Source organism: Streptomyces viridosporus T7A (assembly GCF_008704515.1).
Taxonomy (GTDB): Bacteria; Actinomycetota; Actinomycetes; order Streptomycetales; family Streptomycetaceae; genus Streptomyces; species Streptomyces viridosporus.
On sequence record NZ_CP023700.1, the window covers coordinates 1,347,240 to 1,374,101 of the forward strand.

Annotated in this window: 9 protein-coding genes; 3 read left to right on the forward strand and 6 right to left on the reverse strand. The window is 76.3% G+C overall.

Annotated features, from left to right (window positions below; all coding sequences use genetic code 11):
• Positions 1-363: 363 nt before the first annotated feature.
• From CP969_RS06375 to CP969_RS06385, 3 genes are all read left to right on the forward strand, one after another.
• Positions 364-3,495 (forward strand): type 2 lanthipeptide synthetase LanM family protein, encoded by a 3,132-nt coding sequence (locus tag CP969_RS06375; RefSeq protein ID WP_223887061.1) that lies wholly within the window; start codon positions 364-366, stop codon positions 3,493-3,495.
• An 81-nt stretch (positions 3,496-3,576) separates the two neighbouring features.
• Positions 3,577-3,777, forward strand: coding sequence for a hypothetical protein (locus CP969_RS06380; protein ID WP_016827430.1), 201 nt, complete (start codon positions 3,577-3,579; stop codon positions 3,775-3,777).
• 194 nt (positions 3,778-3,971) lie between these two features.
• Entirely contained in the window at positions 3,972-6,884 is a 2,913-nt protein-coding gene (locus CP969_RS06385) for a helix-turn-helix transcriptional regulator (RefSeq protein ID WP_026085376.1), read from the forward strand.
• 22 nt (positions 6,885-6,906) lie between these two features.
• Here CP969_RS06385 and CP969_RS06390 read toward each other — a convergent pair whose 3' ends face one another.
• From CP969_RS06390 to CP969_RS06415, 6 genes are all read right to left on the reverse strand, one after another.
• The gene (locus tag CP969_RS06390) at positions 6,907-8,157 is read right to left on the reverse strand and encodes an MFS transporter (RefSeq protein ID WP_016827427.1); all 1,251 of its coding nucleotides are present in this window, start codon (positions 8,155-8,157) and stop codon (positions 6,907-6,909) included.
• 29 nt (positions 8,158-8,186) lie between these two features.
• On the reverse strand, positions 8,187-9,416 hold the full coding sequence (locus tag CP969_RS06395; RefSeq protein WP_004991550.1) for a cytochrome P450: 1,230 nt from the start codon (positions 9,414-9,416) through the stop codon (positions 8,187-8,189).
• Positions 9,413-16,708: a non-ribosomal peptide synthetase gene (locus CP969_RS06400; protein ID WP_150474903.1), complete on the reverse strand. Its 7,296-nt coding sequence runs from the start codon at positions 16,706-16,708 to the stop codon at positions 9,413-9,415. The genes CP969_RS06395 and CP969_RS06400 overlap by 4 nt, the downstream gene beginning before the upstream one ends.
• 128 nt (positions 16,709-16,836) lie before the next feature.
• Positions 16,837-23,130: a non-ribosomal peptide synthetase gene (locus CP969_RS06405; RefSeq protein WP_016827425.1), complete on the reverse strand. Its 6,294-nt coding sequence runs from the start codon at positions 23,128-23,130 to the stop codon at positions 16,837-16,839.
• Between the two features lie 240 nt (positions 23,131-23,370).
• Positions 23,371-23,952: a DUF488 domain-containing protein gene (locus tag CP969_RS06410; RefSeq protein WP_016827424.1), complete on the reverse strand. Its 582-nt coding sequence runs from the start codon at positions 23,950-23,952 to the stop codon at positions 23,371-23,373.
• Between the two features lie 496 nt (positions 23,953-24,448).
• The gene (locus CP969_RS06415) at positions 24,449-26,599 is read right to left on the reverse strand and encodes a cellulose binding domain-containing protein (RefSeq protein ID WP_016827423.1); all 2,151 of its coding nucleotides are present in this window, start codon (positions 26,597-26,599) and stop codon (positions 24,449-24,451) included.
• Between the last annotated feature and the right edge of the window lie 263 nt (positions 26,600-26,862).

Below are 26,862 nucleotides of genomic sequence, written 5' to 3' on the forward strand. Positions count from 1 at the left end.
CCTCGCCGCCCGTCGTGCGGCGCCCGCCGGCGGACCGGCGCGGTGGCGGTGATCTGCGGGTGGGGGTCCGGGGGCCGGTGCGGGGGCGGGTGGGAGCGGGCCCTGGGGGTCCGTACCCCGAAGAGCGGGGGCACAGGGGGGCCGACGCACACGCCGGGTGCTGGCACAAGGGCCGAACGCGCAGAACCGCGTCCCCCCGCGGCGGCCCGCTACCCATGCGCGCCGACCGGACGAGCAGGCCGCCGACCTGCGGCTTCCTCGGTCGGCGGGCCGGCCGGCGCGTGGAGTGCGGCGGGGGCCGCGCAGAATATGGGGGACGCTTACCCATGTGGGGGGTGCGGCCGGTCTGCGACCTTCTTTCCCGTGACTGAGACCGCCAGCCTCCCGACTCCCCGGAGCACCGACCTCCCGCCCTCGTGGTGGGCGCCGGCGCTGTCCCTCGCGGAACGGCTCGCCGCACCCGGCCTTCCCGGGGCGCCCGCCGAAGCCGCCGCCGTGCCCGCCCCGTGGGCCGCCGGGGACGCCGAGGGTTTCGCCCTGCGGCTGGCCCACCTCGGCGTGGCCGGCGCCACCGCCGCGGCGCTGGCCGGCGAGTCCGCCGAGCGGCTGGCCGGCCGCACCGCCAAGCCCGACTGGGCGTGGTACGCCGAAGCCGCCCTGGCGAACGCCGCGGAGGAGCCGGCGGGGCCGGCCCGCGGAGGCGAGGGACCCGACGCCTTCGCTCCCGTCGTGCGGCCGATCGTCGCCTTCGCCACCGCGCGGCTGGCCGAGCTGCTGCCCGCGGCCGCGGAGGGCGAACCGGCCGTGTGGCGCGACGCGTTCGCGCGGCGGCTGACGCACCAGCTGGTCCGGCAGGCGGCGCGGACCCTGGTCCACGAACTCGACACGGCGCGGCGCGCCGGACGGCTGGCCGGTGCCGGCGCGCGCGAGCGGTTCGACGCCTTCGTCGCCGCCACGGGCACCCGCCGGGGCCTCGGGGCCCTGTTCGCCGCCTACCCGGTACTGGCCCGGATGCTCGCGCGGACCGCGCTGGACGCGACCGCGGCCACCGCCGAGCTGGCGGCCCGCTTCACGGCCGACCGGGAGGACCTGACCGCCGGGCTCCTCGGCGGACGCGACCCGGGACCGCTCACCGGGGTGGACCTCGGCCGCGGGGACGCCCACCAGGGCAACCGGTCCGTCGCGATCCTGCGTTTCGCCGGCGGGCGGCTGGTCTACAAGCCGCGGCCGCTCGGCCAGCACGCCCTCCTCGACGACCTGGTGGGCTGGCTCAACGCCAAGGTGCCCGGGCTGGGCCTGCGCACCCCGCGCAGTGTGCGCCGCGAGGCGTACGGCTGGCTGGAGTTCGTCGAGCACCGCTGGTGCCGGTCGGTGACCGAGACCGACGCCTTCTACCGGCGCCAGGGCGCGCTGCTGGCCCTGCTGTACGCGGTGGACGGCGCCGACATGCACTACGAGAACGTCATCGCCTGCGGCGACCAGCCGGTCCTGGTGGACGCCGAGACGCTGCTGCACACCGGGCTCGCGCAGTCCATGACGGCGGGCGCCGACCCGGCGGCGGACGCGCTGCAGGCGTCCGTGCACCGCACCTGCCTGCTGCCGCACCTGCTGATCGGGGAGCACGGGGCCCTGGACATCTCCGCGCTCGGCCGGTCCACCGACGGCACCTACCCGAGCGAGGGCCTGCACTGGCGGGACAGCGGCCTGGACACCATGCGGGCCGTGCGCGGTCCCCTGCTCAGCCCCGCGGCGCACAACCAGCCGCTGCCCGCCGGCCGCCTCCTGGAGGGCGCCGACCACCGGGCCGCGCTGCTGGAGGGCTTCCGCGCCGCGTACGCGGCGCTCGCCGCCGACGGGCACGAACTGCTGGGCGAGGAAGGCCCGCTGGTGTCCGGCGCGGACCGGCCCGCCCGGCTCATCGCCCGCGCCACCCGCCTGTACGCGGCACTGCTGGAGGAGTCGACCCACCCGTCGCTGCTCGGCGACGCGCTCGCCCGGGAGGGTGTCTTCGCGGTGCTGTGGACGGAGTCCGAGCACGACGAGGCCCGCCGGCGGCTGATCGAGCACGAGACGGCGGCGCTGTGGCGCGGGGACGTCCCGCTGTTCACGCACCGGCCGTCGGGGACCGCGGTGCGGGCCGACGACGGCACGTGGCTGCCCGGCGTGCTGCCGGTGGCGGGCCTGGCCTCGGTGCGGGGAAAGATCGCCCGGATGGACGAGGTCGACTGCCACGACCAGGAGTGGATCATCACGGCCACGATCGCGGCGCGGGGCGCGGGATCCCCTCTGCGGCGTCCGCGGTCCGAGCTGGCGGTGGGGCCGGTGCCGGCCGTCGCGCCCGACGCGTCCCGGCTGCTCGCCGCCGCGTGCGGGATCGCCGACGAACTCGCCGCCCGCGCGGTCCGCGACGGCGGCCGGACCAACTGGCTCGGCCTGGAAAGGGTGTCCGGCCCGCACTGGGCGGTGCTGCCGATGGGCGCCGGACTCGCGCAGGGCTACTGCGGAGTGGCGCTGTTCCTGGCGCACACGGACGCGCTGGCCGGAGCGGGCCGGTACGCCGCGCTCGCCCGGGAGGCGGTCCGCCCGCTGCCCGCCCTGCTGAAGGCCCTGGCGGACGATCCCGAGCTGAGCGCGGCGGCCGGACCCGGCGCGTACGACGGTCTCGGCGGCATCGTGTACGCGGTGCTGCGGCTGTCGGCGCTGCTCGGCCCGGGGCCGGCGGACTGCCTGCCGGACGCGCTCACCGCCCTCGGACACGCCGCGTCCGCCTCGCCCGAGCCGGGGTTCGCCGGCGGTACGGCCGGAGCGCTGACCGCCGCCGCCGCCGTGCACGAGGCGACCGGTGCCCCGGCGGCGCTGCGACTGGCGGACGTCCTGGCGGACCGGCTGCTCGGCGCGGTGACCGGCGCGGACGGGAGCGTGCCGTCCGGAGCCGGCGGGTCAGGACGCCCGAACGGCCTCCCCGCCGGTTTCGCCGACGGTGCCGCGGGCATCGCCTGGGCCCTGCTGCGGTACGCCGCCCGCCGCCCCCGGGACACCGCCGCGCACACGGCCGCCGCCCGGGCGCTGCTGGACACCGCGCTGCGGGACGCCGGGGCGGCCCCCGCGGACGCGTCGTGGTCCAGGGGACTCGCCGGAGCGGCGGCCGTCGCCGCCCACTTCTCCCCCGCACCCGGCCCGCCCGGCGTCGCGGTCCGGCCGGCGGACACCGGCGTCCGCCCCGACCTCAGCCTCGGACAGGGCACGCTCGGCACGCTGGAAGCCCTGGCCGTGCGCGCCGGACTGGGCGACCGGGCCGCCACCGACGCGCTCACCCGGCGCGCCGGCCAGGCACTCGCCCTCGTCGAGGCGCAGAGCCACCGCTGCGCCACCCCCGACCACGTTCCCTCCCCCGGGCTGCTCGACGGACTGTCCGGCATCGGGTACGGGCTGCTCCGCCTCGCCCACCCCGGCACCGTCCCGTCCGTCCTGCTCCTGTCCCACCCCGACCACTGAGACCGGCAAGACGCCCCGGAACCACGGCACTTCCACCTCCACCCCCGTACCCGCCGTACGGACACCAGAAGGGGACCACCGATGGACCAGCACCTGACCACCACCGCCGCCGCCGACTCCGTCCCGAGCACCGCCGAGGAGCAGGACGCGGCGGGCGGGATCACGCTCACCGGCCGCAACCGCGCCTGCGCCCGCGCCCGCGTCCTGGCCGGGATGGTCCTGACCAGCGGCATCGTCATCACGCTGACCTCGCTGGACACCTCGGTCTCCGCGCCGAACTGACTCCTCGCGGTCGTCACTTCTCGTGATGGCGCGGGCCCGCCGGCCGGGCCCGCGCCGCGGTGCGTCCGGCACCGGCCTCCGCCTCCGGCACGGCGTCCGCCCGCTCCGGGCCGGGGCCGGGTGACATGACGGTGCGTAACCTGCGCCGATGCGATCTGTCACAGATTCCGACATCCTGATTATCATCTGCGTCCATGCGTTCCCATGCGCCTTCCCTCGTCGGGCGGGACCCTCAGATCGGCCTGCTCGAAAGCGCCTTGACCCGGGCGAGACAGGGACGCGGCGGTGTCGTCTTCCTGGTCGGCGAGGCCGGAGTGGGCAAGTCACGGCTCGCCGCGGAGGCCGTGGGCGGCGCGCTCGGCTCCGGGATGCGGGTGCTGCGGGGCCGCAGCAGCACCACCGGACCGGCGGTGCCGTTCCGTCCGCTCACCGAGGCGCTGATGCCGCTGTTCCGCGGCGGCGAGCCCCTGGACGACGCGGCCCTCGGCCCGTACCGGCCGGTCCTCGGGCGGCTGATACCCGAGTGGGACACCGGGGAGCGTGAGGGCAGCTCCATGGTGATCCTGGGCGAGGCGGTGCTGCGCCTGCTGCTGGCCGCCGGACGCGGACAGGGCCAGTTGCTGCTGCTGGAGGACCTGCACGACGCCGACCCCGAGACGCTCGGCGTCCTCGAGTACCTGGTGGACAACCTGGAGTACACGCCGGTCCTGCTGCTGGCCACCGTCCGGACCGATTTCAGCGACGCGCTGGACCTGGCGCAGTCCGCCCGCCGCCGGGGCACCGCCGCCCTCGCGGAGCTGCCGCCGCTGACCCGGCCCCAGGTGGAGGAGATGACGGCGGCGCACCTGGGGGCGGACGGCCCGCACGAGGTGCCGCCGGCGGTCCTGGACCGCCTGTGGGAGGACAGCGCGGGCAGTCCCTACCTGGTCGAGGAACTGCTGCAGTCCATGATCGGGGCGGGCACCCTGGTGCAGGGCACCGACGGCTGGCGCGCGGTGGGCGACCTGCGGCGTGACGTCTCCTCCACGCTGGCCCGGGGCATCCTGCGCCGCATCGACCGGCTGGGCGCGCAGGGCCTGACCCTGCTGTCGGCCGCCGCCGTGCTGGGCCGCCGCTTCCCGCTCACCGTGCTCCAGCGCATGACCGGCGCCGACGACCGGACCCTGCTGAGCCATCTGCACGCGGGCGTCGCCGCCCGGCTGGTCATCCCCGACGAACCCGCCCCCGACTGGTACTCCTTCCGCCACTCCCCCACCGTCGAGGCCCTGTTCACGCAGATGACGCCGGGTCAGCGGGCGGAGCTGGCACGGCGGGGCGCGCGGGCCGTCGAGGAACTGCACCCGGACCTCGAGGGCGACTGGTGCGCGCTGGCCGCCGGTCTGCGCTGCGAGGCCGGGGACCGGGTGGAGGCGGGACTGCTCTACGCGGACGCCGGCGGGCGGGCCCTGGCGGCGGGTGCCCTGGGCTCGGCCGTGACGTTGCTCGGCCGGGCCGAGGAGCTGCTGGCCGGGGCCGGCGATCCGCAGGCCCGTGCCTCGGTGCTGGAGAACCTGCTGCCCGCGCTCGCGGAGGCCGGTGACTTCGCCCGCGCCTTCGACCTGGCCGAGGACCTGCACGCGCTGGGCGGGGCCGGGCTGAGCGCCGTGCGACTGGCCACGCTGCACACCCGGCTGGCCAAGGTGGCGCACACGGCGGGCCGGTGGAGCGACGGCAACCGGCAGATCGTCCGGGCCCGCGAGGTCCTGGCGGCGGCCCCGGACGAGGCGGCGACCGCGGCCGTCGACGTCACGGCCGCCTACCTCGCGCTGGACACCCCGGGCCCGGACCGCACCCAGCACGCGGAGAAGCTGGCCCGCTCGGCGGTGGACACCGCCGAGCGGCACGGCCTGCCGGTCGTCGTCTGCCAGGCGCGGGAGCTGCTGGCCACCGTCGCCCGCGAGCGGGACCCGGAGGAGTCCGCGGACATGCTCCGGCAGGCGCTGGAGACGGCGGAGCGGCACCGGCTGCCCCTGCAGCGCATGTACGCGGCCACCCGCATGAGCGGCAACGCCTGGCTCGCCGAGGGCGACACCTCCGGCCTGCTGGCGGCACGGGAGGAGGCGCTGCGGCTCGGCTCGGTGAACATCGTGCACACGGTGGACGGCATCCTGGTCCTGGACGCGGTGCTGCGCGGCGACCACGAGGCCGCGCGGTCGGCCGCGGCGGACTGCCTGGCGGTGGCGCGGCGGCTGCGCCTGGCGCCCGTCGTGCGGTACGTCCTGATGGCGCGGGCGGCCCTGGAGGCGCACCGCGCGGACCGGGCGGCGATGGAGGCGGCGCTGGCGACGTTCACCGAGTGGGACGGCGCGGGCTCGCAGGAGGAGCCGCTCAGTCTCGGTCTGGCCCGCGCCTTCTGCGCGCTGCTGGAGGAGGACCGCGACCTGGCGCGCGCCGAACTGCGGGCGGTGCAGGCGCTGGAGGCGGGCAACCCCTCGACCTACCACCTCGGCGGCACCCACGGCCTGGTCCTGCTGCTGGACGTGCTCGCCGGCGACGCGGACCGGGCCCGGCACGAGGAGACCACCGCCACCGCGATGGCGCGGATGCGGTGGAACCGCCAGTTCGTGCTGCTCGCCGACGCCGTGCTGCTGGGCCGGGAGGGCGCGGGGCCGCGCGCGGCGGCGGCGGTGCAGTCGGCGCTGGCGGCGGCGGAGCCGTATCCGCTCGCCCGCCACCTGGGGCTGCGGCTGATCGCGGAGGCGGCGCACCAGGACGGCTGGGGCGATGCGGTGGGCTGGCTGCGGCAGGCCGAGCACTACTTCCACGAGCGGGACGTCGCGGCCGTCACCGGTGCCTGCCGGGCGGCGCTGCGCCGCTTCGGCGCCCCGGTGCACCAGCACCGCTCCGGCACCCGCTCGATCCCGCGGGAACTGCTCGCCCAGGGCGTGACCGTACGGGAGTTCGACGTGTTCCGGCTGCTCGCGGAGCGGCTCAGCAACAAGGACATCGCCGACCGGCTGTTCATCTCGCCCCGCACGGCGGAGAAGCACATCGCGAGCCTCATCGCCAAGACGGGGGCGGCCAACCGCGCGGACCTGTGCGCGCGGTCGGCCGCCCTGCGGGAGTAGCGCCCGGGCTGCGGGGAGCCGCCTACCGCATCTCGCGCACCGCCCTGGAGCCCAGCACCGCCAGGCCGGTCGCGGCGAGCACCGCGGCCACCACCGAGAACAGGGCGAGCGCGCCCCTGCCGGCCAGCGCACCGCAGACGATCAGCGACAGCGGGGCGACGGCGTAGCCGAGCACCATGTCGACGGAGACGACGCGGCTGAGCACGTCCCGGGGGATGTTCCGCTGGATCCAGCTCAGTCCGAACACGCCCTGGAAGCCGATGGCGAACCCCATGGCGAGGACGGTCGCCACGACGACCGGGGTGCTGTGCACCAGTCCCAGGACGGCCATCCCCGCGCCGAGCCAGCCGGCCAGGGCGGCCACCAGCAGGCCGACCCTGGGCCGCCCGCCGAGGGCGCCGCCGGCGAGCGTGCCGAGCACGGCTCCCGCGGCGAGGGAGCCGTTGAGCACGCCGAGCGTGGCCGAGCCGCCGCGCAGCACCTGGTCGGCGAGGGTGGCGAAGCCGACCGTGAAGGGTCCGGCATAGCAGAAGTTGACGGCGGTGTCGAGGACGACGACGGTCCGCAGCCGCGGGTCGCGGGCGGTGTACGCGACGCCCTCGCGGATGCGGGCGGCGAGGGACGCCTGCTTCTCGGGCGTGGCGTCCGTGTCGGCGCGGGGCGCCCTGGGGCGGGTGCGGACGCGGGCCACGCACAGGCCGCACAGGGCGAAGCAGACGGCGTCGACGAGGAAGGCGACCGGCGCCCGGGTCAACGCGATGACCAGGCCGCCGACGGCCGGACCGAGGACGGCGGCGGTCCGCGCGCCGGCCCCCATCAGCGCGTTGGCCGGGGTGAGCAGTTCGTCGTCGACCACCGAGGGCAGGATGGAGACGCGCGCGGGCTGGAAGAAGGCGTCGACGGTGCCGAAGGCGGCGGCCGCGGCGCACAGCATCCACACCGTCAGGTTCCCGCTCAGCCCGGCCAGTCCGACGGCCGCCATCAGCACGGCCCGCGTCCAGCTGGAGGCGACCATGAGGGTGCGCGGGGACATCGAGTCGCCGAGACTGCCGCCGACCAGGGTGAACAGGGCGCGGGGGACGGCCTGGAAGGCCAGGACGTAGCCGAGGGTGAGGGTGGAGCCGGTCAGGCCGAGGGTGATCCAGGAGAACGCGACGACGCTGAAGCCGTCGCCCAGCAGGGACAGCGCCTGCCCCGTCCACAGGAGCCGGAAGGACCGGTGCCGGACGGGGGCCCACAGGCGTGGGCCGGCGTCGGCGAGGGTGGTGGCCATGGGGTGCCTTTCGTCGGACCGGGGCCCGGTCAGTAGTGGACGGGCAGCGCGGTGAGGCCGCGGTTGAGCAGGGAGGGCTGCCAGGTCGGGCGGCCGGGGTCGGCGAGGGTCAGGCCGGGGTGGTCGCACACCAGCGTGCGGACGGCGGCCACGGCGACCAGGCGGGCCAGGGCGGCGCCGATGCAGAAGTGGGCGCCGAAGCCGAAGCCGAGGTGGGTGGCGCCCGAGCGGCGGACGTCGAACCGGCCGGGGTCGGGGAAGCGGGCCGGGTCGCGGTTGGCGGCGGCGGTGACGAGGAAGATCCGGTCCCCGGCGCGCAGGGTGCGGCCGTCGAGGTCGAGGTCGCGGGCGGCGGTGCGGATGGACATCTTGGACGGGCCGTCCAGGCGCAGGGTCTCCTCCACCGCCCCCTGGGCCAGTTCGGGTTCGGCCCGTACGGCGGCCAGCTGGTCGGGACGGGTGTGCAGGGCCAGGACGGTGTTGGCGATGAGGTTGCTGGTGGTCTCCCCGCCGGCGAACGCCATCTGGGTGAGCATCCCGACGAACTCCTCCTCGGTGACCGAGTCGCCGACCCGGCCCTCCCGGAGCACCTGGCTGATCAGGTCGTCGCCCGGTTCGGCGCGCCGCCGGGCGACGAGGGCGCCTAGGTAGTCGTCGAGGCTCACCAGCGCCTGGAGGGAGGCCCGGTACTCGCTCTCCTCCTGGGCGGTGCCGAGGACGAGGTCGGCGACGCGGGCGTTCCAGTACCAGAAGGAGGGCCCGTCGGTGGGCGGGACGCCGAGCCAGCGGGCGAACACCAGGGCGGGCAGCGGCCTGGCGACGTCGGCCAGGAGGTCGCCGGTGCGGCCGGGCGTCGCCCTGCGGGCGAGGACGGCCCGGGTCGCCTTCTCGGTGAAGGCGCGGTAGCGGGCCACGGCGCGGGCGGCGAACGCCTCCTGGAAGACCTGGCGCAGCCTGCGGTGCTCGGGCGGGTCGTTGAAGACCATCCAGCGCGAGAGGATCCCGAAGGCCCGCTCGGCGTCCTCGCGGGCGCCCTGCGGGACGGCGTCCATCAGGGGCCGCACCCGGTCGGCGGAGACCGCGGGGTCGCGCAGGCAGCGCATCACCTGGTCGTACCCGGTGACGAGCCAGGCGTGGTGCAGGGGGCTCCAGTGGACGGGCGCGTGGTCGCGCAGGGCGTCGAGGTGGCCGTAGGGGTCGGCGATCATGTCCGGGGAGAGCAGGTAGCGCTCGGTGAGGACGGGAGCGTGGGTGGTCATCGGTTCTCTCCCGTCCCGGTGCGCCCGGCGGGGGCGGCGGTCCTCGCGGTGCCGGATTCCTCGATGCCGGTGAGCAGGCCGGCGATGCCGCGCACCCTGGGCTCGGCCATCATCGACATGTGGTCGCCGTCGCTGACGTGCAGCGTGAGTCCGCCGCTGGCCGTCTCGCGCCAGCGGGCGACGTAGGTGTCGTAGTCGACGTCCAGGCCGGGCATGGTGCGGCCGCGCGGCAGCCCCGCGGCCTCGCTGCCCACCACCAGGTGCACGTGGCCGGGGTACGGGCGGACCTCGTAGGCGGCGAGGGCGGCGAGCAGCGAGTGCCACACCTCGATCGGGGCGCCCTCGACGAGGGCGGCCTCGGCCGGGCTCATGCCGGCTCCGAGCAGGGTGGCGGTGAGCTCGGCGGTGGCCCGGTCGCGCTGCGGGGAGGGCGGCAGGTCGCGCAGCCGGTCCCGCAGGCGCAGCGCCTCGCGCAGGTCCCGGGTGACGCCCTGGAGCCGGGCGCGGGCGGCGGGGTTGGGCAGGTAGGGCTCGATGAGGACCAGCGGGGCGACGGTGTGTCCGGCCCGGTGGAGCTGGGTGGCCATCTCCAGGGCGATGTTGGCGCCCATGGACCAGCCGAGCAGGGCGTGCGGGCCGGTGCCGCCGCGTTCGGTGATCTCGGCGACGTAGTTGGCGGCGATGCCGGTGACGGTGCTCGGGTCGATGCCGCCGAGCAGGCCCCGCGCCTGGAAGGCGTGCACGGGACGGCCGGGCGGCAGGGCGCGGGCGAGCGGGACGAACCAGGCGGCGCTGCCGCCGGTGGGGTGCACGCACCACAGGGGCTCCCCGGTGCCCTCGCGCAGCCGTACCTCGGAGGTGACGGCGGCGGGCAGGCCCTCGCCCGCCGCGCGGACGGCGTGCCGGGCGAGCCGGGCGAGGGTGGGGTGCTCGATCAGGTCGCCGACGGAGACCGGCAGGCCGCGCGCGGTGGCCATCAGGGAGACGCGGACGGTGGACAGGGAGCTGCCGCCGATGCGGAAGAAGTCGTCGTGGACGCCGATCCGGGACAGCCCGAGGACCTCGCGCCAGATCTCGGCGAGGACCTTCTCGGCGGCACCGGACGGGGCGACGTACTCGGTGTCGGCGCGGTCGAGTTCGGCCGGCGGCAGGGGCAGCGCCCGCTTGTCGGTCTTGCCGCTGCGGTTGACGGGCATCTCGTCGAGGACGACGAACCGCGCGGGCACCATGTAGCCGGGCAGGGAGGTCCGCAGGGCGCCGCGCAGCTCCTCCGGAGCGGGCCGGTGCCCTCCGGAGAGGACGAGGTAGGCGACGAGGGCGGGTTCACCGGGCAGGTCGGTGCGGTGCAGGACCACCGCCTGCCGGATGTCGGGCAGTTGCCTCAGGGCGTGCTCGATCTCGCCCAGCTCGATGCGGAAGCCGCGCAGTTTGACCTGCGAGTCGCGGCGGCCCAGCCACTCCACGGAGCCGTCCGGCCGGTGGGTGCCGAGGTCGCCGGTGCGGCACAGGCGCTCGCCGGGGGCCCCGTACGGGTCGGGGACGTAGGTGGCGGCGGTCAGGGCGGGCCTGCCGAGGTAGCCGCGGCCGACGGCGTCGCCGCCGAGGTAGATCTCGCCGGGGACGCCGGCCGGGACCGGCTGGAGGTCGTCGTCGAGGACGTGGACGCGGGTGTTGCGCATCGGGGTGCCGATGGGCGGGCGGCCCCGGCCGGGGGTCAGCTCGGCGGCGAGGGACCACACGGTGGTCTCGGTGAGGCCGTAGACGTTCTGGAAGCGGCGGCCGCGCGACCACAGGTCGGCGAGTTCGGCCGGGCAGGCCTCGCCGGCGACCTGGAGCACCCTGAGGCCGGGGAAGGTGTCCTCGCCGAGGACGGCGAGGGCGCTGGGCGGCAGCATGGCGGCGGTGACGCGGTTCTCGCGCAGGGTGCGCGCGAGGTCGGGTCCGGGGCGCAGGTCGTCCCCGGGGGCGGTGACGAGGCAGCCGCCGTTGGCGAGGGACCAGGTCAGTTCCAGGATCGAGGCGTCGAAGCCGAAGGAGGCGAACTGCAGGACGCGGTCCTCGGGGGTGGGGTCCACCAGGTCGCGCTGGCCCTCGAGCATGTTGGACAGGCCGCGGTGCGCGACGGCGACGCCCTTGGGGGTGCCGGTGGAGCCCGAGGTGTAGATGATGTAGGCGAGGGTGTCGGCGTCGGCCTCCGGGCCGCCCGGCACGGGCTCCTGGTGCTCCGCGGGGGCGTCGAGGTGGACGACCGGCCCGGCGAACGGCACCGTGCCGGCCAGGGCCCGCTGGGTCAGCAGCACCCGCATCCCGCTGTCCTGTGCCATGAACGCGAGCCGCTCGGTGGGATGTTGCGGATCCAGCGGCAGGAACGCGCCGCCGGAGCGCAGCACGCCGACGGCGGCGCGCACCAGGTCCGGGCCGCGTTCGGCGCAGATGCCGACCACCGTCTCGGGCCCCACGCCGAGCCGCCGCAGCCGGCGCGCCACCTGCTCGGCCTGCTCGTTCAGTTCGGCGTACGTGATCCGCTGCCCGAGGTGCTCGACGGCGGTCGCCTCCGGGGTGCGGGCGGCGTGGCCGGCGATGTGCTCGTGCAGGAGCAGCGGGGAGGACGGGACGACGGGACCGCGGGCCCAGTCGTCGAGGGCGGTGGCGCGGGCGGCGCCGGTGAGGGCGGGCCGGGTGACGCGGCCGTCGGGGGCGGCGGTCATGGCCTCCAGCTGGGCGCAGTACACGTCGGCCAGTTGCTCCGCGGTGGCGGGGGCCACGTACGCGGGGTCCACGTCGAGCGTGAAGGCGTTGACACTGGCGTTGACCAGCAGCGGGAACATGGTGCGGGCGATCTCCAGGGAGTCGTCCCAGGAGTCGTGGGAGAGGCGGTGGAAGTTGACGTAGTTGAAGACGGCGTCGGTCAGCCGCGGTTCGGTGGGCCGGAGTGCGGCGATGCGGACCAGCGGGACCCTGCGGTGCGCCAGCATGTCCTGCTCGGCCCGGAAGACGTCCCGCAGGTAGGCGAGCCAGGTGCCGCGCGGGCGGGCCACCCCGAACGGCACGGTGTTGAGGAACAGTCCGCGCATCCGGTCGGCGCCGGGCAGTTCGGGACGGCCGTTGGTGACCAGGCCGATGCTGTGGCCGAGGACGCTGTCGTCGCGGTCGGCGAACAGGCTCATGGTGTGGTGGAAGGCGGTCATCAGCACGGTGCGGCGCGGTACGCCCGCTTCCCTGGCGAGCCGGCCGATGCGTTCGGCGAGGTGGGCGTAGGAGCGGCGGACCTCGTGGACCGGCGGGTGGTCCCCGGCGGCGCCGTCCGTGCGGCGGCGGAGGGTGACCGGCCGCAGCTCGGCGAGCCGGTCGCGCCAGTACGCCAGTGACTCCTCGCTCGCCAGCGCGGCGCGTTCCAGGGCGACGTACTCGGCGAACGGCGGCGCGTTCGGCGGCTGTGGTGCGGTGCGGTGGGCGACGGCCTCCCGGTGCAGGGCGAGCAGGTCGGCGACGAGGGAGGTCAGGCTCCAGCCGTCCAGGACGACGTGGCAGTCGGTGAGGACGAGCCGCAGGTCGTGGTCGGTGACGTGGTGCAGGTGGATGCGGACCAGGGGGGCGGCGGCCAGGTCGAAGCGGCGGTCGAACTCCTCGTCGACGAAGCGGCGCAGGCGCGCCCGCTGCTCCTCGCGCGGCAGGGCGCGCAGGTCGGTGTAGCCGACGGGGAGGTGGGCGGTGCGGTGGACGAGCTGGAGGGGCTCGCGGTAGGAGACGAGGTCGACGGAGGTGCGCAGGATGGGGTGGCCGGCGACCACCGCGTCCACGGCGGCCTGGAAGGCGTCGAGGTCGAAGCCCTCGGGGACGGTGATCTTCAGGTCGGTGACGTTGTGGTAGGCGCCGCGCCGGGGGTCGGCGAGCATCTCGTGGAGCATGCCCGCCTGGAGCATGGTGAGCGGGTAGGCGTCGGCGAGGTGGTCCGGCAGCCGGCCGGCGTCGGCGGGGTCCAGCTGGGAGAACGGGGCGACGGGCTCCGGCGTGTCGGCCGCGTCGGTGACGAGCGCGGCCAGGTCGGCCAGGGTGCGGGCGCGGAAGACGTCGGCGACGGTGAAGGCGAGCCCGGCGAGGCGGCCCAGGCCGACCAGGCGCAGGGCGAGGATGGAGTCGCCGCCGAGGTCGAAGAAGTTGTCGGTGCGGCTGACGTGTTCGGCGCCGAGCACCTGGCCCCACACTCCGGCCAGGGCCTGCTCGACGGGCCCCTCGGGCGCCGCGTGGGCGCCCTGTCCGGCGGCTCGGGCGCGCACGGCGGTCAGCGCGGCGCGGTCCACCTTGCCGTTGGCGGTCAGCGGCAGCCGCTCGTGGCGCACGAACAGCGCCGGGACCATGTAGTCGGGCAGGCTCAGCCGCAGTCCCTCGCGCAGGGCGGGCGGGTCGAGCGGGCGGGCCTCGGCGGTGACGACGTGCGCGACCAGCCGGGCCGTGCCGCCGTCGGCGCGGGCCACCACGGCGGCGTCCCGGACGCCGGGCAGGGCGCGCAGCGCGGTCTCGATCTCGCCGGGCTCGATCCGGTGGCCGCGGATCTTCACCTGGTGGTCGGCGCGCCCCACGTAGGCGAGCCGGCCGTCGGGGAGCACCCGCACCAGGTCGCCGGTGCGGTACATGCGGGCGCCGGGGGCGCCGAAGGGGTCGTCCAGGAAGCGTTCGGCGGTCAGTCCGGGCCGGTTGCGGTAGCCGCGGGCGACGCCGCCGCCGGAGACGTACAGCTCGCCGACGGTGCCGGGCGGGACGAGCCGGCCCCAGGGGTCGAGGACGTACCCGTGCTGCCCGGCCAGCGGCCGTCCGATCGGCGAGCGGACCGTGCCGCGGACGTCGTCCTCGGTCACGGTGTGGATCGTGACGTGCACGCAGGTCTCGGTGATGCCGTACATGTTCACCAGGGCGGGCCGGTGCCCGGGGGCGGTGAACCAGTCGCGGTAGTCGCGCACGTCGAAGGCGTCGCCGCCGAAGATCACCGTGCGCAGGGCCAGGTCGTCGAAGCCGGCTCCGGCGTCCTCCAGGTGGGCGCGCAGGCCCTTGAAGGCGGCGGGGGTCTGGTTGAGGACGGTGACGCGCTCCTCGCGCAGCACGCGGTGCACGGCCGCCGGGTCGCGCACCTCGTCCGCGCCGAGCACGACGACGCGTCCGCCGCCGGTGAGCGGCGCCCACAGCTCCCACACGGAGAAGTCGAAGGCGGGCGAGTGCATCAGCGTCCACACGTCGGCGGGGCCGAAGTCGAAGTGCCGGTCGGCGGCGGCGAGCAGCCAGGCCAGGTTGGCGTGGGTGACCTCCACGCCCTTGGGGCGGCCGGTGGAGCCGGAGGTGTAGATGACGTACGCGAGGTCGTCCGGGGCCGGCACGCTGTCGCCGCCGTCGTCCGGGGCGGTCCCCTCGTCGGAGTCGAGCAGCACGAGCCGGGCGGGCAGGGAGTCGACGGCGGCGCGCGTGGCGGTGTCGGTGACGATCAGGTCGATGCCGGCGTCGGTGACGGTGAACGCGCGCCGGGCCTGCGGGTGGGAGGGGTCGAGCGGCAGGTAGGCGGCGCCGGCCCGCCAGATGCCGAGCAGGGCGACCGCCAGGTCGGGGGTGCGGTCGAGGCAGACGCCGACGAGCGAGCCGCGGGCCACTCCGGCGGCGCGCAGCCGCCGTGCCAGCGCGGAGGCGCGGGCGTCGAGCCGGGCGTAGGTCAGGAAGCGGCCGGATCCGCTGACGGCGACGGCGTGCGGGGTGCGGGCCGCGTGCTCGGCGAACCGGTCGGGCGCGGTCCGCGGCTCGGGGGTGAGGGTGGTATTGGTGCCCGCGGGGCCGTCGGGGCCGAGGAGGTGGCCGCGTTCGGCGGGGATGAGCGGGTCGATGGCGCTCAGCGGGGTGTCGGGGGTGGCGCAGAAGGCCTCGAGCAGGGTGACGGTGTGCCGGGCGAGGGCGGCGACCGTGGCCTCCTCGAACAGGTCGGTCCGGTAGACGAAGGCCAGCTCGGTGCGGTCCTCGCCGTCGCGCAGGTCCAGGGTGAGGTCGAACTTGGCGGTGGTCAGGCCGATCGGGTACGGCGTCCCGGTCGCCCCGCCGAGGGCGAAGCCGGGCGCGGTGGCGCCGGACTGCGTGTAGAGCACCTGCACCAGCGGGTTGCGGGCCAGGTCGCGCTCGGGGCTGAGCGCGTCGACGACCCGCTCGAACGGCACGGACTGGTGCTGGAAGGCCTCCAGGACCCGCTCCCGGGTGCGGGCGAGCAGCGTGGCCGGGGTCGGTGCGTCGGAGAGGTCGCCGCGCAGCACCAGGGTGTTGACGAAGAAGCCGACGAGCTGCTCGGTCTCGACGCGTTCCCGGTTGGCGACGACGGTGCCGACGGCGACGTCGTGCTGCCCGGTGTGGAAGGCGAGCGCGGCCTGGAAGGCGGCCAGCACGGTCATGTAGGTGGTGGTGCCGGCGCGGCGGCCCAGTGCGGCGAGCGCGTCGGTGAGGGCGGGCGGCAGGGTGACGCGGTGGACGGCCCCGCGGCCGGAGGGGGTCTCCGGCCGGGGGTGGTCGGTGGGCAGCTCCAGCGGGGTGAGCCCGGCCAGGCGGGTGCGCCAGTGCTCCAGCGCGGCGGACTGGTCGTCCTCGTGCTGCCGGATCGCGTAGTCGATGTAGTCCAGCGGCAGTTCGGGCAGCTCCGCGGCGCGTCCCCGTGTTCCGGCGCGGTACAGCTCGGCCAGGTCGCGGACGAGGAGGTCGAGGGACCAGCCGTCGGAGACGATGTGGTGCATGCCCAGGACGAGGACGTGGTCCTCGGCGGCGGCGCGCACCAGGGTGGCCCGGAAGGCGGGTTCGCGGGCGAGGTCGAAGGGGCGCAGGGCGGCCGCGTGCACGGCGGCAGCCAGCCGGCGTTCACGGTCCCCGGCGTCCTCGCCGGTCACCTCGGTCACCTCCAGGACCGCGCCGCCCGCGGGCAGGACCCGCTGGTGGGGGACGCCCTCGTGCTCGGGGAAGACCACGCGCAGCTGCTCGTGCCGGGCGGCCAGGCCGGCGACGGCGGCGGTGAGGGCCGGCACGTCGAGCGGGCCGGTCAGGCGCCAGGCGGCGGGGAGCAGGTAGGTGGGCGCGCCGGGGTCGAGCCGGTCCAGGAAGTACAGGCGCTGCTGGGCCGCGGACAGCGGGATCCGCTCCGGGCGCGGCCGGACCCGGGCCGGGCCGGTGTCCCGGGCGGCGGCCCGGCCGCGCAGCCGCTGTTCCAGCAGGCGCCGGGCGGCCGGGGACAGGGCGCCGCCGGGGGTGACGGGGCCGGGACGCACGTCGGGTGTGGTCATGGGGGCGCTCCGATCTCGGTTCTGGAGGGGAGGAAGTCGGTGAGGGGCGCGGTCGCCGGGTGGTGGCCCGCCGTCCCGGCGGCCGCGGTGGGGCCGGGACGGCGGGCGGGGACGGCCGGGGCCGGGTGTCAGAGGTCGGCCGTGAGGGACAGGTCGATCTCGTCGTCGCTCATCTGCGAGATCAGCTCCAGCAGGCGCCGCTCCACCTCGGCGGCGAGCCGTTCGACGGTGGGGTGCTCGAACAGGTCGCGGACCTGGAACGGGCAGTCGAAGGCGGTCCGCAGGCGGGAGGCGACCGCCACCGCGCGCAGGGAGTGGCCGCCCAGGGCGAAGAAGTCGTCGTGGACGCCGACCTTCGGCAGGTCGAGCACCTCGCACCAGATCTGCGCCACGACCGTCTCGGCCGGGGTGCGCGGTGCGACGCCGGCGTGCGGCGCGGGCGCCGCGGGCTCGGGCAGGGCCGCGGTGTCCAGCTTGCCCTGCACGGTCAGCGGCAGGGCGTCCAGGAGGACGAACGCGGAGGGGACGAGGTAGTGGGGCAGACGGGCCCGGCAGTGGGTGCGCAGGGACTCCTGTGACAGCCCGCCGCCCGCGGCGTACCCGACGAGGGCCGTCTCGCCGTTGAGGGTGCGCACCACGACGGCCGCCCCGCTCACCCCCGGGTGCGCGCGGAGCACCGCCTCGGCCTCCCCCGGTTCGACGCGGAAGCCGCGGATCTTGACCTGGTCGTCGTTGCGGCCGAGGAACTCGAGTTCCCCGCCGGGCAGTCGGCGTACGACGTCGCCGGTGCGGTAGAGGCGGCCGCCGGGCGTGCCGAACGGGTCGGGCACGAACCGTTCGGCGGTGAGGGCGGGCCGTCCGAGGTACCCGCGGGCCAGCTCCGGTCCCCCGAGGACGAGTTCTCCGGGCACGCCGGGCGGTACGGGTTCGCCGAGCGGGTCGACGACGTGGGCGCGGCGGCTGCCCAGCGGGCGGCCGATGGGCACCCGGCCGGCCGGGGCCGAGGTGACGGTGTGCGCGGTGGCGGAGATCACCGCCTCGGTGGGGCCGTACGTGTTGACCACGGGCACCCCGGGCAGGTGCGCGAACCAGCGCTCCAGGGGGTCGGCGGGCAGCGCCTCTCCCCCGGTCACCAGCAGCCGCAGGGAGGCCAGGCGGGGGGCCAGCACGTCCAGGCGGGCCACCAGTTCCGTCCAGTACGAGGGGGTCAGCTCCATGACCGTCACCCGCTCGGCGGCGACACGGGCGGCCAGCTCCTCCGGCGCCCAGATGTCGTCGGGGCGCACGAGCACCGTCGCCCCGGTGCTCAGCGCGGGCAGGATCTGCTCCAGCGAGGCGTCGAAGGAGGTCGAGGCGAAGGTGAGCACCCGGTCCCGCGCGGTCAGTCCGAACGCCTCGCGGGCGGTGGCGACATGGGCGTCCAGGGCGTGGTGCTCGATGCCGACGGCCTTGGGGCGGCCGGTGGAGCCCGAGGTGAAGATGACGTAGGCGAGATCGTCTCGGCGGGGGGCGTGGCGGGGTCCGTCGGGGTCGGGGAGGACGTCGCCGACGTCGACGGCGACGGCCCCGAGGGCGGCGGCGCGGTCCCGGGTGCCCGCGTCGCACACCAGGTGCCGTACCGCGGCCTCCTCGCCCATGTACCGCAGCCTCTCCCCGGGGAGCCGGGGGTCGAGCGGGACGTAGACGCCGCCCGCCCGCCAGACGGCGAGCATCGCCGCCACGGACCACACGCCGCGGTCGACGCACACCCCCACGGCGTCGCCCGGGGCCGTGCCCGCACGGATCAGGGCCGCGGCCAGTCCTCCGGTGAGGGCGTCCAGGCGGGCGTAGTCGAGGGTCGTGCCCTCGCAGACGACGGCCGGGGCGTGCGGCGGGCCCGCCACCTCGAACGGCGGTGCGGGTTCCGCGTCCCGTCCGGCGTCCGCGACGAGGTGCCGCCGCTCGTCCGCCGAGAGCAGGGCGGCCTCGTCGGCGCGCGCGGTGGGGTCGGCCAGCAGCGCCTCGAGGACACGGCCGACGTGGTGGGCGAACCGGGTCGCGGTGTCCGGGTCGAACAGGTCGGCGGCGTACTCGACGTTGAGCGCGAAGCGGTCCGGCCGGACCACGAAGGTGGCGGTCAGGTCGAACTTGGCCGACCCCCAGGGCAGTGCGACGTCGGCCGTCTCCAGACCGGGCAGGCCGATGCCGGTCGCGGAGGACTCCTGGACGTCGACCATGGCCTGGAACAGCGGGTTGCGGGACAGGTCGCGTTCCGGGCGCAGCCGCCCCACGACCTGTTCGAACGGCACCTCCTGGTGGTCGAAGGCGCCCAGGACGACGTCGCGCACCCGGTCCACGAGCGTGTGGAAGGCCGGCCGGCCGGACAGGTCGGTGCGCAGGACGACGGTGTTGACGAAGAAGCCGACCAGCGGCTCCAGTTCGAGCCGGCCGCGTCCGGCGACGGGCGTGCCCACGCAGATGTCGGTCTGCCCGGTCCAGCGGGCCAGCACCGTCTGCGCGGCGGCCAGCAGCACCATGAAGCGGGTCGCGCCGCGCTCCCGGGCGAGGGCGTCGGCCCGGTCGACGAGTGCGCGGGGCAGGTCGATCTCGACCGCACCGCCCCGGCCGGTGAAGACGGGGGGCCGCGGCCGGTCCGTGGGCAGTTCCAGCACCGGGGCGGCCTCGAGCACCCGCTCCCAGTAGGAGAGTTGCGGTTCCAGGGCGCCGCTGTCGGCACGGTCGCGCTGCCACACGGCGAAGTCGCCGTACTGCACGGGCAGCGGCGCCAGCGGAGCGCGCCCGCCCGCCCGGCGGGCCGTGTAGTGCCGGCCGAGTTCGTCCAGCAGCACATCCTTGGACCAGCCGTCGGTGACGGCGTGGTGGAAGGAGAGCAGGACGACGTGGTCGTCGTCGGCCAGCTCCCACACGCCGGCCCGCAGCAGCGGCGGCCGGGCGAGGTCGAAGCGGCGGGTGGCGTGCGCCGCGGCCAGGCGCCGTACGGCCTCAAGGCGTTCCGGCTCGCCGGCGGCTTGCGGGGCCCGCTCCCAGAGCAGGGGCACCGCGACCGGGTCGCAGACCTGCTGCACGGGGCGGCCGTCGACCTCGAGGAGGGCCGTGCGCAGCACCTCGTGCCGCTCGACCAGGTCGTCCAGGGCCGCCTGCCACGCGGCACGGTCGAGGCCGCCGCGCACCCGCCAGCAGTACCACAGCAGGTACGACTCGCCCTGGTCGGAGGTGCGGTCCAGGAACCACAGGCGTTCCTGCGCGAAGGACAGCGGAAGCGGCCGGCCGCGGTCGACGGGGACGATCCCGGTGGCACCGCCGGCCCGGGCGGCGGCCACCCTCGGGGCGAACTCCCGGACGGTGGGGTGCTCGAAGACGGTGCGCAGTTCGATCTCGCGTCCCAGGCGCTGGGCGATCCGGGAGACCGCCATGGTGGCGAGCAGGGAGTGGCCGCCGAGGTCGAAGAAGCCGTCGTCGATGCCGATCCGGTCCAGGCCGAGGACGTCGGCCCACACCTCGGCGACGATCCGCTCGGTCTCGTCGCGGGGCGCGGTGTACGCGGGGTCGTCGGCGGGGCGGGTGTGGGCGGGGTCGGGCAGGGCGGAGCGGTCGAGCTTGCCGGAGACGCCGACCGGGAGGGCGTCCAGGACGACGAACTCGGACGGTACGGCGTAGTGCGGCAGGTAGCGGGCGCACCAGGCGCGCAGTTCCGCCCGGTCGGGGGCGGCGGGCGCGTCCGGGGCCGGTACGACGTAACCGGTCAGGCTGCGTCCGGTGGCCCGGTCGGGGCGGACGGCGGCAGCGGCGACCGACGGGCAGGCGCGCAGCACGGTCTCCACTTCGCCGAGTTCGATCCGGAAGCCGCGGATCTTGACCTGGTCGTCGCGGCGGCCGAGGAACTCCAGCTCGCCGCCGGGCGTCCAGCGCGCGAGGTCGCCGGTGCGGTAGAGGCGGCCGCCGGGCGGCCCGTAGGGGTCGGGCACGAAGCGCTCGGCGGTCAGTGCGGGGCGCCCGAGGTAGCCGCGGGCCACCTCCGTGCCGCCGATGAGGAGTTCGCCCTCGACGCCGACCGGCACCGGCTCGCCGTCGGCGTCGACGACGTACACGCGGCGGTCGCCCAGGGGCCGGCCGATGGGCACGGTGTCCCCCGGCGGGCCGTCGGCGTCGTGGGTGGTGGCGGTGACCGTGGTCTCGGTGGGCCCGTACGCGTTGCAGACCCGCACTCCGGGGACGGCGGCGCGCCAGGCGGCGAGGGTGTCGGTCGGGACGCTCTCGCCGCCGAGGATCAGCAGCCGCAGGGAGCCCAGGGCGGCGGCCTGCCGCCGGTCGAGGGAGAGGGTGAGCTCCGACCAGTAGGTGGGGGGCACGTTGACGACGGTGAGGCCGTGCCGCTGGACGATCTCGGGCACCTGGGTGGGCAGCCAGGGCTCGTCGGGCCGCATGACGACGGTGGCGCCGCAGGTGAGGGCGGGCAGCACCTGGTCCAGTGAGGCGTCGAAGGCGAAGGAGGCGAAGGCCAGCACCCGGTCCGCGGAGGTGATCCCGAAGCGCCGCCGGGCGGCGGCCACGTGCGAGGCGAGGGCGGCGTGTTCGACGCCGACGGCCTTGGGCCGGCCGGTGGACCCGGAGGTGAAGACGACGTGGGCCAGTTCGCGGGGGTGCGGCCGGTGGCGGGGACCGTCCGCGGCCGGGTCGACCGCGGTGACGTCCACCGTCACCGGCGCGAGCGGAGCGGCGGTGCCGACGGTGGCCGGTTCGGCGACCACACAGGCCAGTCCGGCCTCCTCGGCCATGTACCGCAGCCGCTCGGCGGGGAGTTCGGGGTCGAGGGGCACGTAGGCCCCTCCGGCCCGCCAGACGCCCTCGATGGCGGCGACCGACCACGGGCCGCGGCGCAGGAGCACGCCCACAAGATCGCCGGCGGTGACCCCGGCGGCCCGCAGCGCGGCGGCGAGCGAGCCGGTCATGGCGTCCAGTTCCGCGTAGCTGACGCCGTCCTCCCCGCAGCGCAGCGCGAGGGCGTCGGGACGGCCGGAGAAGGCGACCGGCGGCGCGGGCTCCGCCGGTCGGTCGGGCGCCTGGTGCCAGTCGGGGCGGGGACGGCCGCGTCCGCCGGGGACGTCGGGCAGGGCGCGCAGCAGGTCCGCCACGGGGGTGTCGGGGCCGGCCAGGACGGCCCCGAGCAGGGCCGTGTAGGAACGGGCGAAGGCGCGCATGGTGGCGGCGTCGAAGAGCGCGGTGGCGTACTGGAGGACGGCGGCGATGCTGCCGTCGGTCCGCAGGGTCAGGTCCAGGAAGACGTCCAGCGGGGTCTCGGCCAGCGGCGGTTCGACCAGCGTCACCTCCAGGCCGGGCATCCGCACCGGTCTGATCGGCGCGTTGAGCAGGGTGAAGGAGGCCTGGGCGAGCGGGTGCCGGGACAGGTCCCGGGTGCCGCCGAGCGCGCCGACGACGAGGTCGAAGGGGGCCTCGGCGTGGGCGAGGTCCACCGGCACGCGGCCGCGCGCCCGGTCCAGCAGGGTGGTGAAACCGGGGCCGCCGGACAGGTCGGCGCGCAGCACGGCGGTGTTGACCAGGGGGCCGATGAGCCTGTCGGTGCCCGGCCGGGACCGGTCGGCGAGCGTGCTGCACACGGCGACGTCGGTGCGGCCCGCCCAGTGCCCGAGGAGCGCCTGGTAGACGGTGAGCAGGAGGGTGTAGCGGGTGACGCGCCGGGCGCGGGCGAGGGCGTCGACCGCGGCGACCAGGTCGGCCGGCAGGTCGAAGCGGACCACGTCGCCGGAGCCGTCCCAGACGCGCGGGCGCGGGCGGTCGGTGGGCAGGTCGAGCGGGGTGAGGCCGTGCAGCCGTTCGCGCCAGTGGCCGAGGAGCCGCTCCAGCCGTTCGCCGCGCAGCCGTTCGGACTGGGCGCGGGCGTGGTCGGTGTGGCGCAGGGCGGGCGGGGCGACCGTCTCGCCGCGGTAGCCGGCGGCGAGCTCGTCCAGCAGGACGCCCCACGACCAGCCGTCCACGGCGATGTGGTGCACCTCGACGAGCAGCAGGTGCTCCTCGGGCGCGACGCGGGCGAGCACCGCCCGCACCGGGTGCTGCGCGGACAGGTCGACGGGGCGTCCCAGCCGGCGCGCGAACAGTTCCTCCGGTCCGTCCGCCTCGATGCGCTCCAGCTCGACGCCCGTGGGCGGGTCGACCACCGGTACCGGCTCCCCGTCGACGGCGCGGAACCGGGTGCGCAGCACCTCGTGCCGCGCCGCGATCCCGGACAGCGACCGCTCCAGCCGGGCCGCGTCCAGCGGACCGCGCAGCCGCAGGACCAGCGGGAGCATGGATCCGGTGGAGGAACCGGCCAACTGGTCCAGGAACCACAGTCGGCGCTGCGCGAAGGATGCCGTGTGGGAGTCGACGTCGTTCGGAGCCCTGTCGTGGGCCGGGCCTGCTGTCACTGTGAGCCTCCAAGCGGTGTTTCGCAGCAGACTGCCGCCGGCGGCCCGGGGCCCATAGGGAAGAAGACGCAGCACCGCGAGCAGAACGGACTGCCGTCACGGACACCGGCGCACCCGTGCTGCGTGATCCGCCCGCCGCGGCGTGCGGCGGGACGTCCTCGGCGACGGCCGGAGCGCCCTCCGCTCCCACGGCCGCGCCGCCCCGCGCGGGCGGCCGGGTGGACGACGGCACCGCCTGCCTCAGGCCCCGGGGCGCCGCCCGCTCCCGGGCGGTGCGCCCGACGCGCCGGCCGCGGTGAGGTCGTCGTAGACCAGCAGGCCGTCCTCGCGCAGCCGCACCCCGGGCGTCGGTGTGTGGGGGTGCGTCCGCCCGTCGTGCATCAGGTGGCCGACCGGTGTCCCTCGCGCCAGGGCGGCGAAGTCGGCGATCAGACGGCGGTGGCAGCGCCACCAGACCGCTTCGCTGCACATCACGGCCGTACGCGCCACGGCCGCCTGGTCGAGCAGCCGTTCCGCGGCGGCGACGAAGTCGGGGGACCTGGTGTGCGCGGCGTAGCCGCGGAAGGAGGCGTTGCGCCAGACGACGTCCGGGCTGTCCGGAGCCGGTTTGCGAAAGCCGCCCAGGTCCCGCTCCCACCGGTAGGTGATCCCCTGCTCGGGCATCCAGGAGCTCAGCCGCTCCCTGGCCATGTCCGGATCGCGACGGCTGCCCGGCGCGATGCGCACGTCGACGACGGCGGTCACGCCGGCGTCCCGGAGCAGCCGGGCGATCCGGTCGCGGTCGGCGGTGCCGTGCCCGAAGGTGATCAGAAGCGGTTCCATGTCCCACCCGGCAGCCGTACCCGGAAGACCCGGAAGATCTGAAAGGCCCGGAAGACCCGGAAGACCTGGGAGGAGTGGCGCGACGGGCCCCGGCCCGCGCCCGCCGCCCGGCCCGCGCCCGCCGCCCGGGCGGCGGGCGCGGGCCGGGGCCGGCTCCTCGTCCGGTGGGTGGTGCGCCCTGCCGGGGACGGCCCGCCCGACGGCACGGGACGCCCCGGTGACCACGGCCACGCCCTCACGCACGCACACCACCGGCCCTTTCCGCCTCTCTCGTCCGATGGACCGCCCGGCCACCGGGCCGTCGCCTTCCTCGGTGGGCGAGTTCCCCGGAAGTGCTCCCCCACGTCACCCGGCCCCCCTCCGGCGGGGCGGGGACGGCCGTACCGCCCGCCCGTCGGACGGTTCTCCCGGCCCGCCCGTGCGCGGCGGGATCTGCCGCGGGCGGCCGATCGCCCGCGGCAGGCCCCGCCCCCGCCGGTCCCGGGCGGGCCGGGTCTCAGCCGCCGCCCGAGCAGACGGTGCCGTTGAGGCGGAAGACCGTCGGCTGCGGGTTGGGCCCGTCGTTGGCGCCGACGAAGCCGAACGAGGCCGTCGACCCGCCGTCCGGGGCCAGCGGTCCGGCACCCTCGGGGGCGGTCACCCGTACGTGTCGGCCGGTCTGGTGGAACGTGGCGTTCCAGCCGGAGGACACCGACTGGCGGTCGGTCGGCCAGTCCCAGTCGACGGTCCAGCCGGTGATCGGGGTGTCCGAGAGGTTCCGGACGGTGACCGTGGCCACGAAGCCGTTGCCCCAGCTCGTGTCGCGGTGGTAGGTCACCGCGCAGGCGGCGTCCGACGGGGTGCCGGTGGTGAAGGTCAGCGGAGCGGAGGGGGCGGAAAGCCGTCCCGAGGCGTCGGCCGCCAGCACGTTGACCGTGTGGGTGCTGCCCGGGGGCAGGTTCCGCAGGGTCACGGAGGTGCCGGTGGTCTCGCCGACCAGCCGGGTGCGGGCGCCGTCGCGCGCCTGGACCAGGTAGCGGGCGGCGCCCCGCGCACCTTCCCAGGACAGGCGCGCGGTGGTGTCGGTGACCGTCTCCAGCCGCGGGGTCCCCGGGGTCCCGGCGTCGGAGGCACCGGGACCGGTGCCGGCTCGGGGGGTGAGGGTGAGGGCGAGCATCCCGTACGGCGGCACGGTGACCCGGGAGGCGGACGCCCCGCCGTCGGTGACGTCGGTGATGTCGCCGTCGCCGCGCGCGTAGCGGCTGACCTCGGGTGCGGCGGCGGACGGGGTGAAGCCCGCGTACTCGAGGTCCACGGTCCGGGCGGCGTCCGGGTCCTTGTTGACGAGCAGGACGCTCAGACGCCCGTCGCGACGGTGCACGGCGTGCGCGGAGACGTCCTGCGCGGAGGACGCGGCGGCGACCAGGGTGTCGCCCGCGGTGCCCAGTTCGCTGGTCATCTTCATGCCGTAGTAGGGGTGGAACGGTGTGTTCGGCGCCGGTTCGCAGACGTCACCGGTGCAGCCACCGCTGGAGAGCATCCCCATGTCGCCGTAGTCCGTCTCGCCGTCGACGGTGGTGATCCGCCCCGCGCCGTTGTGGGTGTTCCACCAGTCGACGGTGAAGACGCCGTTCTCCAGGGCCGTCAGATACGCGTCGGCGGCGAACAGCCCGTTGGGGCGGGCGGTCAGCATGGCACCGCCGGTGTTGGTGTTGATCTCGGTGAGGGCGATGCCGATGCGCGGTGAGTCGGCGCCCGCGTACCGGTCGAGCTGGCTGCGGACCTCCCGCAGCTCGCCGGGCAGCCTGGTCAGCCTGGCCATGGCGTCCTCGGCGGTGGTGTCGGCGCCGCCCGCGTACCAGTGGACGCTCACGAAGTCGATGACGTCGGTGACCTCGGAGAGCACGGTGTGGTTCCAGTCGCCCGGATCGCCCTCGCCGACGACGCCGTCCGGCCAGTGGCCCGGGGTGGTGAGCACCGCGCCGATCTTGATGGTGGGGTCGACGGCCTTCATGGCCCCGGCGTAGGCGCGGACCTGGCGGGCGTACTCCCGGGGACTCTTGTCCTCGTGCTCGTCGTGCTCCCAGCCGTTGCCGTAGTGGCCGTTGCCGTAGATCTCGTTGCCGATCTCCCAGTACCGCGCGCCGTAGTCCTTGGTGACGTTCGCGTACCGGACCCAGCCGGCCGCCTCCTCGGGCGTGCCGGAGCCGTAGTTGGCGATCAGGATCGGCTGGGCTCCGGCGGCGCGGACGGTGCCCATGAAGGAGTCGAAGTCGGTGCCGGGGGCGACGTATCCGCCGGGTGCCGTGTGCGTTTCCCAGTGGTAGATGTCCGCGTACGAACCGCCGGGGTAGCGCATCGCCCCGACGTCGGCCGCCTTCATCAGGGCGGCGACCTCGGGGTCGTTCATGTGCGCGTCCCAGACGGCGGCGTTGACGCCGCGTGCGGTGTCGGACAGGCGGCCCAGCGATGCCTGCGTGTTGATCCGGACGGCGACCTCCGCGGCGGGGGCCTCCCGCGCGGTGGCGGACGCGGCACCGGCGGCGAGCGGCGGGGACAGCAGGGCGAGCGCGGCGGCCAGGGCGGCGGCGGTGCGTGCGAGGTGACGGGGGCCGGCACCGGCCGGTCGGCCGGATCTCTGCGACCGGGGCAGCTGCGGCAGGGGCATGCGGGTCCTCCCTCGGGGTCCGGCGGCACGGGCGGGCGGCGGGTGCCGGCCCCGTGCGGCCGGACGGGCGGGGTGCCGACGCGGCAGCAGGACGTTCCGCGTCGGTGGCACGGGGAACGGTGCGTGGATGCGGTGCGGTCGTGCACGGGCGGGGCGGCGGTCGGACCCCCGCCGATGGGAGCGCTCCCATGATGGGAGTGCCGTGACCTCCTGTCAACGGACGGGACGGGGGAACACGAGGCGGGCTCCCCCGCGGCACCCGG